Below are 12864 nucleotides of genomic sequence, written 5' to 3' on the forward strand. Positions count from 1 at the left end.
GCAGTCGTAAATCGCGAATGCTTTTTACTTTTTGTCAGTCAGTTGCATCCAATTACCATGTGCAAATGCGGCTTTTTCGTGTTCCGCGAGCCCGCAATGCGCCAAAAACCGTCGGGCTTCATGGCCGGAACGATATTGGTAAGGAAAGTCGGTTGAGAACAGCAGCCGATCAACGCCGACAACCGCAGCGGCACGCTCCAGGTAATGCGGCAGAAACATCCCGCTCGCCGTGACGTAAAGATTTTTCCGCAAGTAGCTCGCGATCGGTTGGGCCAGTTCGGATACCCTGTCCATTGCTGCCAGACGTTCAGCGTAGAAAAGCACCACCTCCCCCCAATGACCGAGAATGACCTGAAGTTCCGGCATGCGATCGAACGTGCCGGCGAGCACGAGACGAAGGAATTGAACGCCCGCGTCATAGTGCCAGCCGAGGCCATAGGTGGCGAAAGCCGCGTCAAGCTCCGGGGTGAAGCCCGAGTAGTAAGCGGCTCTCACTGCGGCATCAGGCACGCGGGGATGGATCAGTATTGGCATGCCTAGTGATTGCGCCATGTGGAATATAGGTGACAGGCTCGGGTCGTCGAGATGGCGCGCGCCGACTTTCCCGCACAACACCGTCCCCTTGAAGCCCAATGTCTTGACGCAGCGCTCCAGTTCGAAAGCCGCCTCGTCCGGCATGGACACGGGCAATGTGGCCATGGCCTGAAAGCGTGTAGGATGGTGCGCAACCACTTCGGCAAGCGCGTCGTTGGTTCGCTGGGCGATATCGATGCTTTCCCGTCCAAGGTCGTGAAGCGCTGGCGTCGTCAATGACAAGACCTGAATGTCCAGTCCGGTTTCGTCCATCAGCGCGAGTCGATCTCCCGCGAGATCAAGCAGGCGCCCTTCGATCGAGCCGGAATGAAACGCCACGCTCGGATCCGTCGTATCCAAGGCGAGGGCGTGCCAAGCGTCGCGAATTTCCGACGTCAGAAAATGTTCTTCAATTCCGATCAGTTTCATGGCTGAGTCTCTGATTACCAGGGCAAGGTGTGAATTATGGGATCGCGGTACACGAGCCCCGGTTTTCCCGATAAACGGGCATGGAGTGCCGTGATCTGTTCGTGTTCAAAGAGGTCGACGGTCTCGACATCGACGCGGCCTGGGTTCTGTTCGGCCAGGTCATCATGCGGTGTTGTCCGGTCGCCGACCGGACGCGTGGTGCCCGCGACGTGCCACGCCTTTTTCACGCGTTCAGCGGCCATGCCGTGCCCGAGTTCAGACGATGCACCGATGAGCAGGATCGCTTGGGCGTTATGGCCGTTTCCGTATTTCATCAAGGTTCTTTTAGATTGGATTGCCTTGATTTTCGTGCGGGAAGACGCATTGCACCAGACGCGTGAGATGCAATAATAGATTGCATCGGAATCAACGAATAATTACCGCGGAGAACGACGCGACATGCAAGACGTGGACTTGAATCTTCTTACCGCGCTGGATGTCTTACTCGCCGAGTGCAGCGTGACCAAGGCAGCGAACCGACTCGGCTTGAGTCCATCGGCCATGAGCAGGACGCTTTCGAGACTGCGGGCCGCGACCGGGGATCAACTGCTGGTGCTAGCCGGGAGGACGCTCGTTCCAACGCCGTATGCCGAGCAATTGGGTGAGTACGTCCATGAACTTGCCCGAAACGCGAGAGCCGTCCTTCAGCCCGCTGGCAGCGCATTGGACGTCGCCACGCTCGAGCGGACGTTCACGATTCGCGCGAATGATGGCTTCGTCGACCTGGCAGGCGCATCGCTCATGGCGGCCATTACCGAAACCGCACCCAACGTCCGTATCCGGTTCGTATCGAAGCCTGACAAGGATGCACGACCACTTCGCGACGGTGTGATTGACCTGGAGGTCGGCGTACTTGGAACCGCCGCCCCGGAACTTAAGACGCGGTTGCTGTTTCGAGATCGGTTCGTGGGTATCTGTCGAGTAGGTCATCCGCTTTTGACAAAAGTGACCGCAAAACGCTACGCCAGTTATCAGCATGTGGTCGTGTCACGAAAACGGCTACCTTTCGGCCCGGTGGACGATGCGTTGGGCAAGCAGGGTCTGCGCAGGACCATTGCCATGGTTGCACTCACCTATGCCAACGCGTTGCAGATCGTACGCGGCTCTGATCTTCTTGGGCTCGTCCCGCATTCATGCCTTGGCAGTGCCTTGCTGAGCGGTCATGCCGATAGTGCGGGCGTTCAGTGCTTCGAACTCCCCGTACGAACACCCGAGATCGCGGTGTCGGCCATTTGGCATCCCCGCCTTCATGCTGATCCCGCTCATCGCTGGCTGCGCGATACGCTTTTTGCCATTTGCAAAATTACTGTCCCATGAGCCGATCACTGCTACACGCTTTGAAGACCAACTGATCGACGATGGTGCGAATGGCGGGATCCTGATCGGCCCGCTAATCGTAGTGTACGTTGCCGATAATCCAGTTCCATGGTGGGTGCTTGGAACGGTACGGCACCGGGTCTCGGCCATCCGTGCCATCGCGAGGCAAAATCACCGGCAATGTGCGGGCGTGGGGCAGTGCAGTTCGGAGGGGCGTGACTCGTGACGATGCGTCTGACGAAAAGTGGTTTCAATGCCAATCTATCCGTGCATGTTTGGCAGGCAAGAGAATCGACATACGCGTTGACAACCCCTTTTTGAGATTCTATTTTATTGGAAATGGCATCCAGGAAAATGGCATAAGATGGACGTCAACCTGGTTATTGGACGGCGACTGCGAGGCCTTCGTGACGAACGAGGCTGGTCTCTTGATGTACTTGCTGATCGAAGCAAAGTGAGCCGGTCCAATATATCGCTCATTGAGCGCGGGCAGAGTAGTCCGACGGCAGTGGTTCTCGACAAACTCGCGACGGCCCTCAGCGTGCCGCTTGCCTCGCTGTTCGAGCCAAGTGCCGTACCAACCGCTGCGCCTTCCCCTGTTTCGCGCGCTGCTGAACAATCAGTTTGGACCGACCCCGCCTCCGGCTACATTCGACGCCGCCTGTCACCTCTCTGCCCCTCGCCAATCCAGTTAGTGGAAGTGAACTTTCCCGCTGGCCGATGCGTTAGCTACGACTCCGGCCCGCGCGAGGTGGATATTCAACAACAAGTCTGGATCCTGGAAGGCGAAATGCATATCACGGTAGGTGAGACGGTCTGGCGATTGGAGCCTGGTGACTGTCTCGCAGTGCGGCTTGACTGCCCTACGGTGTTTAAGAATTCCGCCCGCAAGGCTGCCCGTTATCTTGTTGCGCTGACCACCCTGTATCCCAATGAACGGAGAAACGGATGATCGAGAATATTGTCATAAAGCGTGTCGGGGCGAACGAAGCCGCGGCATGCGTTGAAGCCCTTTCCGATGTGCTTATCGACTGCGTGGAGGGAGGCGCATCGATAAGTTTCATGCTGCCATTTTCCAGGGGAAAAGCCTTGCGCTTCTGGCAGCAAGTTGCCGAGAGCGTCGCACGCAACGAATGTGTGTTATTGGTCGCCGAAGACGGCGACGGCCGGATCGTGGGAACCGTGCAAATGATTACGGCACAACCGGAGAACCAGCCGCATCGCGCCGATATCGCAAAAATGCTGGTGCATCGAAGTGCGCGCAAAAATGGTATCGCGCGGCGACTGATGGCAGAGATTGAGCACGTCGCACGGGACGAGAATAAGCGAGTGCTTGTCCTCGATACCGAGACGGGAGGCGACGCCGAACGGCTATACCGGCGCGCGGGCTGGCAGCGCGTGGGAACGGTGCCGAATTATGCGTTGATGCCAAATGGGGCGTTCTGTGGAACGACTTTTTACAGCAAAGAGATCTGATTCGTCAGAGCAGTCGTACATCCATACGGTCGCACCTTTCATTGATGACGGGACGGCATCGGCTTCGTCCGCCCTGGCCCACGCAGTGATAACGATATTTCAGCGTATCGGCTTTCCTCGATTGCTCGGGAGCATCGTTCGTCTGTGTATCATGCGATGTCCACGCAGGGTTTTATAAACGTGGTTTTGGTATAGGCAAGGGTGAATCCGGCGCGTTCAGCATTCCGTGCGCTGACGTTCGCCGGCCTTGCGGTAACGAATGCCAGACGACATCCCATTCGCTTTGCCGTCAGCAACCTCGCGTGTAGCAGTCCCAGTTGCGCTCCCTGCCCGCGATAGGTCGGAAGGGTGCTGGCGATATAAAAATGGGCGATCCGATCAGCGCCGACTTCCAAGATGCTCATTCCAGCGGTCGCGATGGTAACCCCTTTCAAGCGTGCCGCGTATAGCAGGGTGTCGGTTCTTGCCACGGCTATTCGCGCAAGTGTTTCCAGTAAAATGGCTGGGCGCGGGACAAGCTGTTCCGCAAACCCGGCCATTGAATCTTTGATGAACGTTTTTTCGATTTCGTTCCTGTCGTCGATCACTTCAATGGCATCATTTAGATATGCCACTGCATCATGGCGCGTAGGTTGGCACACGTATGTGTTGCTGAGCGCCCCTGTCGTATAACCACGCGCTTCCAATATTCGGCGTGCGCTGGCGTCGGCGTGCGGACAAAGGTCGATTTCCACATCAAGCTGATTGATTGCGTATGCTCTTTCCAGTTGTGCGATGCCTGCCTCGGATACGGAAGCCCCCATGCCAAGTCCTGTCACATGATTGAGTTTGCGTCCAAAGATGTTTTCGGTGAATGCTGCTATGCCACCCGCTAATGCGACTACGCGAGCCCGGTCGCGGCCTGCGAGATTCCGATAAGTTTCTACTTGTTCCTGCAGATGGCGCGCTTCCGCTTGCTCCAGTGCCAGCGCGACTTCCGCACCCCTGAGCTGCAAGGGCGATAACGACGGCGTATTGAAATACATCGGATGAATGTCGTTTCCGGAAATAAGATCCAATTTCGCATTGGATGTGAATGAGAGTTGGTGTTGGCAAAGCGCTCAAGCGCGTGCGGATGCACTACACCGCCAGATTCGTATCATAATGTCTTGCCAACGTCCTGGGCGCTAGCGATGAAAATCCTACATCCTCCGATATGCAGGCATCCGGGCGTAACCTTGCGGCAGCTCGAACGATCCGACGCGGCAGCCTGGTATGCGTATCTTCGACTCCAAGTGGTATTCGAACATACAAGTTGGAATCTCAGTTCTGAATGCGATCTGTTGCCGCTTTTCGATAATATCGAATCGTCTGCGCCGCAGTCCGATCGAAGGCTTGCGATTGTCGACAGTGGATCATTGGAGCTAATCGGGACGGTGGGTTTCCACACCGTATCGGACATCAATAAGACCGCGGAAATTGCGTACGATCTCACGCCGACAATGTGGGGAAAAGGTATTGCACGTGCCGTGTGCGCCACCGTCACATCCTGGGCATTTGAGCACCTCGGCTGGGTGAGGGTGCAGGGTACGGTGTTAGAGACGAATAGGCGTTCTCAAAAGGTCTTGAAGTCATGTGGATACGCCTACGAAGGCCGACTCAGGGCGTATCGCATGGTACGCGGGACGCCAGGCGATTTCGCTCTCTTCTCGCGGTTGGCGACAGACTAGACGTCGAAGTCCGGCTGGATAAATCGCCGGTAAGCAGTTAGCGTTGGCGATAAGCGAGAATCCGACAGATAACGTATTCCTTCCACATGGCGCCCGCCTGATATCGCTTGGGGGGGGCGGTCGAGCCCCATCATGGACCGGACGCCGCGTGCGCACCATCTCGCTTGACAGAGGCGCTCGCCGCAGCTGCATGATATTCTCTTTAAAAATCAATGAATTAATTTTATTCTTCGCGGGTTTTGAAATCTATTTTCAGCAGACCTCCTCGCGGTCCACGCAATGGCAAGTTGCAATTCTTACCGTGGTCCGAAAAAGACCGGGTGTCGGTTGTAACCGTCCACTGTCTCTTAAGTGCCCGATATCACCGGTGTTGTCTTGCCGTCGATCCAGGTTCTATCAAGCAAGCGCTATAATCCGGTTGACGCGAGGGTTACTACCCGTTCCGTGCGCACGTCCATTGAATAGTCGATATAGTGATTTGCTTGACAGGGCTCGGCGTCACTCGGTGCCGAACCGGTCCGAAAAACTGTAGGCGCCCCCGTGGCTTATATGTGACAAGGCCTTGTCGAGTTACAGGTTTATCTAGGAGAATCAGCAGCATGGGAGTGCCCATTTCACAAGCTTGGACGGTGGCAACGTACGTTCTGAAGCAAAAGCTCATGCGTCGTGCCCGTTACCCGCTCGTCCTGATGCTTGAGCCCCTGATGCGCTGCAATCTCGCGTGTGCAGGCTGCGGCAAGATTCAATATCCCGCGCACATCCTGAAGTCGCAACTCACGCCAGAAGAATGTTTTAAAGCAGTGGAGGAATGCGGCACGCCGATGGTGGCTATTCCAGGTGGTGAGCCGTTGCTACACCCGCAAATGCCTGAGATTGTCGCTGGCCTCGTGGCGCGCAAGAAGTATGTGTATATGTGTACGAACGCACTGCTGTTGGCCAAGCAGTTGCATTTGTTCAAGCCGAGTAAATACTTGTCTTTCTCGGTCCATGTCGATGGTCAGCGCGAACATCACGATTTTTCCGTGTGCCGCGAAGGCGGCTATGACATTGCCATGGAAGGTGTGCGTGCAGCGGTAGCCGCCGGTTTCCGGGTGACGACGAACACGACCTTGTTCGATGGTGCTGATCCAAACAGCGTGCGCTCGCACTTCGACGAGATGATGACGGCGGGCGTGGAAAGCATGATGGTCTCGCCGGGTTATACCTACGACAAGGCACCCGATCAGGCGCACTTCCTGGGCCGCGCACGTTCGAAGAAGCTTTTCCGCGCCATCCTTTCGAATCGAAAGAAAAGCTGGCGTTTCAATGCTTCTCCGATGTTCATGGAATTTCTCATGGGCAAAAAAGATCTGACGTGCACGCCTTGGGGAATGCCGACATACAGCATCTTTGGATGGCAAAAGCCATGCTATTTGCTGCAGGATGGCTACGCCGACAGCTTCGATGAACTGATGGAAAGTGTGAAGTGGTCACAGTACGGTACCGAAAGCGGTAATCCGAAATGTGCGAACTGCATGGTCCACTCGGGTTATGAAGCCAGCGGCGTGAATTATACGTTCGGCTCGTTCAAAGGCCTGTTCCAGACGGTCAAGGCGATGCTCTTCGACAAGTACGAGGACAAAGGAGCAAACGATCTGCTTGCGACGTGGCAAACCAAGTCCCACGAAGTTCCCATGGTGTTCGTGCCCACAGCGCAGCGTGCCGCGGCAAAAAATAAGGAAGGTATCCTCGCGGTTGACGCCACCGAGCAAGCTGTTGCGCACGTTCGCCCAGACGAGCAAGAACACGCTGCGGGCACAGTGCACGAACGTCTGGAGGGTTGGACGCCGGAACTGACGACGGAAGCCGAAGTGCGTGACGCGATCGAGAAAGCCTTCGATTATCGTGGCGATGTCACGATTACCCGTAAAGACGGTTCTGCCGTCGCGGGTTATCTGTATGACCGTCAGTACAAAGAGGCGTTCAGGGAATGCTTTGTTCGCATCATTCCACTTGGGAAGCAGGAAAAAGAAATCATTTCCTATATGGACGTACGCGCAATAGCCTTCACAGGCAAAGATACGGCCGCAGGAAAGACTTTCGAGAATTGGGTAAAGCGCTATTGGGAAAAGAAAGCCGCCGGCGAAAAGAATATTCAGATCGAACCGGAATATCTAGGGGACTGAGCGCCGCGTCTGTCGAATGCCTGCCGATGAGCGGGTCGATACGTAAAGCGTTTCAATCCGCGATCGCAAATAATGGCATTTAACCTTGCACCGTGGATTGAAGCATGGGATAGGTGAATAAAAAGAAATGCAGCGCATTTACGCCGAAATGAACCATTATGGCGGTTCGAAGACCGCCGAAATGATAGGCTAGCCCATATCCAACGCCGGCCACACCACCTACGGCCGCCCACTGCCATCCCTCGAACAGATGGGCCAATCCAAATAAAAAGGCGGCTGTGCTTATGGCAAGCGCACTTGCGTAGCGGTGGTCTTTGAAGAGACGCGCGAGACCGGCCTGCAAATAGCCGCGAAACAGTGCTTCCTCGGCAAACGAAACGAGGAGCAGGTTATTCACAAGAAAAAGCAGGCTGTCAGCGGGAGATTTAGGCGCCCACGCAACCAGTTCGAGCCACGTTGCAAGGGAAAGGCAGGCCGCTGCCGTGATGACCAGCACGACCATGCCAGATAATATCGCGGCGCGCCAAGGGCGCTGTAATTGAATCCATGGCAACACGAGCACCAACCAAAAACCAATCAACGGTTTGTCGAGGTTCAAGTACATCGTGAACGGCACAGCATCCGCTGTGAATCGTTCCGGTCCAATGACCCGTGAATTGTGAAACCCGGGCAACCAATGCACGCTGAGTGCGATGGCGACAACGATAAATAACACATGGCCGGCATATCGAACGTGGGTCAGGCGAGGCGAGTGTACGATATAGGCGGCAAGCATCAATAACGCGAGGGGTATGAATGCCGCCAAACCGAGCAAGCCATCCGCCAGTGCCATGCCGTAGCCAATGACGAGCAGGGAAAAACTCAGCCATCGATTGCGCGATAGTACCGTTACCGCCGCCGCAACAAAAATCACGATCCATGCGACATCATGCATACACGTTTCCGGTGCCCTAACGCTAAGAAGCTAGGTTCGTCGCATCGCTGTTGTGGGGGAAGGACCGAAGCATAACGCGATTTCGTAACGTATAGGGTTTGGGGCAGCGATTTTTGGTCCACGTTTTCGCAAATGGTCCGTGTCGAATGCAGCCAACCGCGCGCGGCGGTTTTTTCGTCGTTCAGGCGAGCCATTAGCGCCTAGTTGTCAAAATATAGACCTCCGAACAATAGCGGATCAATAGAGCATATCACCGGAATCATGCCGCGAGGTCGATTCGTCTTGACTGCCCTTGCACCAGTAATTCGCTTACGCGCGGTGTACCCCGCGCGATGATTTTGCCGCGTCGGATGACGAAGAGACGGTTTGCCTTCAGGCGAAGCGCCTCCAAGGGGTCTCTGGCTTGCAGTACGACGAGATCTGCGTTGCACCCTTCCGCAATGCCATAGCCGTCCAGACCGATTGCTTTCGCGCCGTTGACGGTCAACGCGTCAAATATGCGTTTCCGGTCCTCTACGCCGGCCATTTGCGCCACGTGGATAGCCATATGACCCACTTCCAGCATATCGGCGGCACCCATCGAGTACCATGGGTCCATCACGCAATCATGTCCGAATGCGACATTCAGTCCGGCGTCCATCAGCTCTCGAACCCGTGTCATACCGCGACGTTTTGGATAGGTATCATGGCGCCCTTGCAGCATGATATTGATCAACGGATTGGAAATGACCTGGATGTCCGCCTCTGCCATTAATGGGATAAGCTTGGAGACATAATAGTTGTCCATCGAATGCATTGAGGTGAGATGCGAACCCGCCACGCGTCCTTGGAGGCCGAAGCGTATCGTTTCACTTGACAGTGTTTCAATGTGGCGCGACATCGGATCGTCGGTTTCATCGCAGTGCATGTCCACCGGCAAGCCCCGGTCAGCTGCGATGCGGCACAACGCCTCCACCGATGCAGCGCCTTGCGCCATGGTTCGCTCGAAATGCGGGATGCCACCGACCACGTCCACGCCCATGTCAAGGGCCCGGTTCAACGCGTCGACCGCACCTGGCGACCGGTAGTACCCGTCTTGCGGGAACGCGACAAGTTGGAGGTCGATATAGGGTGCGATCTTTTGTCGTACTTCGAGCAGGCCTTCGACTGTAATAAGCCGTGGATCGCTTATGTCGACGTGACTGCGGATATGCAGCAGGCCTTGCGAAATGGCGATGTCGCAGTATTTCAGTGCCCGCTCGACCACAGCATCACGCGTCAATGTGGACCGAAGCTCGCCCCAGAGCGTGATGCCCTCCAACAGCGTCCCTGACACGTTCATTCGTGGTGTTCCCATCGACAACGTCGCATCCATGTGAAAGTGCGGGTCGACAAACGGCGGAGAAACCAGTCGACCTGTCGCGTCGATGTCCTCGCCGGCCTCTGCGGCGATCGATGGCGCGATTTTAACGATCTTCTCATTGTCGACCGCGATGTCGATGCCAGTACGGCCGTCTGGAAGTGTGGCGTTACGAATGATAAGGTCGAAGTGCATCGGCATGCTCCCTCTGTAACGGAAACCTGGAATAGTGTTGTCATTATCGGGCAAACACCAAGGTTTAGGACGATGGGTCTGATGTGTGGCGGCGCTTGTCATCGTAAGTTCGTGCGGATACCCGTCCGCCGCACGCCGCAAAAATCGCGCGCATAACGAATTGTTCGTTCGTGGCAGGTAATAGTGCATGAAAAGCAGGCAGCGCGCTGCTAATCTCCAAATCATTTCCATTCAAAGGGAAAAATCATGGATGGCGTTCGCGCTTCGAACATCGGTATGAATGGGGCAGGTACCCCGGTTGTGCCGCTTGTGGACGACAGCACGCGCGCAAGACAAGAAGATAGGGAAACGCCCGATGATTTTTTGCGGGGCGACGAAGAACGCAGTCGCCATATGGCGGAGGCGGCCCTTCTTCTTCGGCAGAGACCAACAACAGAAAGACTACCGTGGTTTCTCGCTGGTTTCGACTTGTTTGATTTGCCGCGGGACGTTATTTTTAGCATTACCGGTTTTTTATCGGTGTACGATTTTTTCCGGCTGGCCCAGGTCAGCGTTGTCGCCCCATCCATTATTCGATCCGATACGAAGACGTGGGAAGCAATCAGGGGTGCCAGGGACGGCCTGGGAATCTGCGCCGCCTTGCAGGCGATCTTGACGGAATATGACAGCTGGCAACCTGCATTGCTCAGGGTGCTTTCACGGAAAGTACGAAAGATCGAAGTACGCGACCGGGACGCCTTGAATGCACAATGGGAACGCGCGATCACCGTGGTGCACCAGGCAGATACATCCCGACTGAGCGACGACGCACGTGCGGCGCGTACGCGGGACTTGCTGATCAGCGCCTGGTATGGCGTCCAGGACCCAGGAGGATGGCAGAGGAGCCGAGGAGTGAATATCGCTCTGACTTTTCTATGCAGGTTGCCAACTTCCTGTCGCCCGTCTGCCTTGGAGGAGATGCTGGCGGAAACCGTGCTAATCGGGGACATGGCGGAATTGCCGAAACCGTTCGCTCGTGGCGCGCTTCTGGATAATTTCTGTGGTGGAATGGGAGAAAATTCACCTCGTTGGTCAACGGGCTTAATGGCGTTAATGAGCCGCAGATTGCTTCAAATAGCGGATCAATGCAACATCGCCGAGCGGATGCATTGCGACTTTGGCGCGACGCAGGAGCAGGGCGTTGCGTTGGACGACATCCTGGTCAGTGTGATCGCGCGGTATCCAACATTGCGGAACTGGCAAGCGGCAACGTGCCTGTGCGACAGATGGCGATCCGATGACGAAGCGTTTTTGAATCGGGTACTCAAGCGTCATGTTGTCGAGATCGCGCCATTTGTACGAAAAAACCTCGACATTGACGATGAGAGGCCACGCGACAATACGCTACGTTGGGCCTTGGAGGCGTGGCCGAGACTGCAACCCCTGTTTTCCAGGCTCGAAGCCGACACATTAAACGCGTTGGGTTCCGATCTAGATAAACAGTGGGTCTTTTGGCGTTTCTATCATCAAACCGACGTCGACCAAATCGGTGGAGACTGGCGAGGAATCTGTGCTGCGGTACGAACGCAAGCACCATGGCAGACGCACCCGGTATTGATGCATCGTCTTGCGAATACGGTGGGCCTGCACGACACGGTCGCCGGCAATGCGATGTTCGATCGCGTCGTCACAAGAGGCGCTTACGAACGACTCATTGGAGAGTTCGCCGTCTGGCGTGACGAGGTCGTGGCCCAGTGTCGGGCCGCGAATCAAGTAAAGCTGGCCGCACGTGCCGACGCCGCGCTCATCCAGATGTGGGCAAACCTGGTCTTGAGAGAAGACAGTGGGGTTCGATGGACGGTCAAGCAGCGTATCGGAAAAATAGCCGCCCATGTTTTTAGTGCCATACCGATACGGTACTGGGGGGACGTATTGGACACGCTGACCTCCCTTCCTCGGGAATTTTACACGGACGTGGCGGACACCAATGATCCAGAACACCGGTTGCAGCTTCATCTTCTTTTCGACGACACCGCCCTTCGTATGCGAGTGAACTTTTTCCTTCGCGATCCGGCCTCGTCAGCCGTGGCGCCAAGCGATACGTTTTCGGCGGTCATTGTCGAGCAGGTTGCAAAGATCTGGGAAATTCTTCCGGATTGTATTGTCGCGGGAAAAGCGGGACTGGTTACGTTCTGCGATCGATTTGATTTGCGTGATATATATCGCAATAATCTCGAATGGGCAATCTTGCACTATCATGTTCGCCGTATTGCAAAAGGCGAATTGGCAATCCCTGATGCGTACCGATTGTGCGATGACGACGAGCAAATGCGAGCGTTGCTCGATGATCTGATCTGGCAAGAAATTCTTCGTGATTTATTACTCGCGGGGGTTAAACGAAATGCCATCGTTTCAACCTACGGTGCACTTCCTCCGACGCTGGACGAAAAGTTATCCGTATTTTTAGTCACCGTTCCGACAGCCCCGGTAGCTATTGCAAATCCAGGTGGAGAACGCCTTGAATATCTCGATTTCAGGATGAAGGAGGGCGCAGACGACGATAACTTGATTGACGTAGACCCGCTGGCGGCACCCCATGATGCGCTCGGTTTTCCTCCTCTTCACTTTTATTTTGATCAATAGGACGCTATTACAATAGCGGGCCGTGGCGTATCCGCAGCACATCGACGATCTATTGGTGTTGGCGCT

The 12864-nt window shown here is 55.5% G+C and carries 11 protein-coding genes; 6 read left to right on the forward strand and 5 right to left on the reverse strand.

Going from position 1 to position 12864, the window contains the following annotated elements:
* Positions 1 to 24: 24 nt before the first annotated feature.
* Positions 25 to 1002, reverse strand: a complete 978-nt coding sequence (locus SJQ66_RS06045) for an amidohydrolase family protein (protein ID WP_253464360.1) — start codon at positions 1000 to 1002, stop codon at positions 25 to 27.
* Positions 1003 to 1016: 14 nt separating this feature from the next.
* Complete coding sequence (locus SJQ66_RS06050) at positions 1017 to 1316, reverse strand: Rossmann-fold NAD(P)-binding domain-containing protein (RefSeq protein ID WP_253464357.1); 300 nt, start codon at positions 1314 to 1316, stop codon at positions 1017 to 1019.
* 124 nt (positions 1317 to 1440) lie between these two features.
* On the opposite strand from SJQ66_RS06050, the gene SJQ66_RS06055 reads away from it, so the two are divergent.
* The 3 genes from SJQ66_RS06055 to SJQ66_RS06065 all read left to right on the forward strand — a co-directional run bounded on the left by SJQ66_RS06055 (position 1441) and on the right by SJQ66_RS06065 (position 3834).
* The gene (locus SJQ66_RS06055) at positions 1441 to 2358 is read left to right on the forward strand and encodes a LysR family transcriptional regulator (RefSeq protein WP_320534084.1); all 918 of its coding nucleotides are present in this window, start codon (positions 1441 to 1443) and stop codon (positions 2356 to 2358) included.
* A 364-nt stretch (positions 2359 to 2722) separates the two neighbouring features.
* Positions 2723 to 3310 carry a helix-turn-helix domain-containing protein gene (locus tag SJQ66_RS06060; RefSeq protein WP_320534085.1) on the forward strand — a complete coding sequence of 196 codons (588 nt, stop codon included), beginning with the start codon at positions 2723 to 2725 and terminating at the stop codon, positions 3308 to 3310.
* Complete coding sequence (locus tag SJQ66_RS06065) at positions 3307 to 3834, forward strand: GNAT family N-acetyltransferase (RefSeq protein WP_024905585.1); 528 nt, start codon at positions 3307 to 3309, stop codon at positions 3832 to 3834. Before SJQ66_RS06060 ends, SJQ66_RS06065 begins: the two co-directional genes overlap by 4 nt.
* Before the next feature lie 149 nt (positions 3835 to 3983).
* On the opposite strand, the gene SJQ66_RS06070 is transcribed toward SJQ66_RS06065, so the two are convergent.
* Positions 3984 to 4892 carry a GNAT family N-acetyltransferase gene (locus SJQ66_RS06070; protein WP_320534086.1) on the reverse strand — a complete coding sequence of 303 codons (909 nt, stop codon included), beginning with the start codon at positions 4890 to 4892 and terminating at the stop codon, positions 3984 to 3986.
* A 114-nt stretch (positions 4893 to 5006) separates the two neighbouring features.
* On the opposite strand from SJQ66_RS06070, the gene SJQ66_RS06075 reads away from it, so the two are divergent.
* Positions 5007 to 5543, forward strand: coding sequence for a GNAT family N-acetyltransferase (locus SJQ66_RS06075; protein ID WP_024905583.1), 537 nt, complete (start codon positions 5007 to 5009; stop codon positions 5541 to 5543).
* A 482-nt stretch (positions 5544 to 6025) separates the two neighbouring features.
* Complete coding sequence (gene hpnH / locus SJQ66_RS06080; protein ID WP_320534087.1) at positions 6026 to 7708, forward strand: adenosyl-hopene transferase HpnH; 1683 nt, start codon at positions 6026 to 6028, stop codon at positions 7706 to 7708.
* A gap of 79 nt (positions 7709 to 7787) precedes the next feature.
* On the opposite strand, the gene SJQ66_RS06085 is transcribed toward hpnH, so the two are convergent.
* Both SJQ66_RS06085 and SJQ66_RS06090 read right to left on the reverse strand, forming a co-directional pair.
* Positions 7788 to 8642, reverse strand: a complete 855-nt coding sequence (locus tag SJQ66_RS06085; protein ID WP_046152087.1) for a CPBP family intramembrane glutamic endopeptidase — start codon at positions 8640 to 8642, stop codon at positions 7788 to 7790.
* Positions 8643 to 8901: 259 nt separating this feature from the next.
* On the reverse strand, positions 8902 to 10176 hold the full coding sequence (locus SJQ66_RS06090; protein WP_036012878.1) for an amidohydrolase family protein: 1275 nt from the start codon (positions 10174 to 10176) through the stop codon (positions 8902 to 8904).
* Between the two features lie 1617 nt (positions 10177 to 11793).
* Between SJQ66_RS06090 and SJQ66_RS06095 the strand changes: the two genes are divergently transcribed.
* Positions 11794 to 12798, forward strand: a complete 1005-nt coding sequence (locus tag SJQ66_RS06095; RefSeq protein WP_320534088.1) for a hypothetical protein — start codon at positions 11794 to 11796, stop codon at positions 12796 to 12798.
* Positions 12799 to 12864: the final 66 nt, after the last annotated feature.

Source organism: Robbsia andropogonis, from assembly GCF_034047095.1.
Taxonomy (GTDB): domain Bacteria; phylum Pseudomonadota; class Gammaproteobacteria; order Burkholderiales; family Burkholderiaceae; genus Robbsia; species Robbsia andropogonis.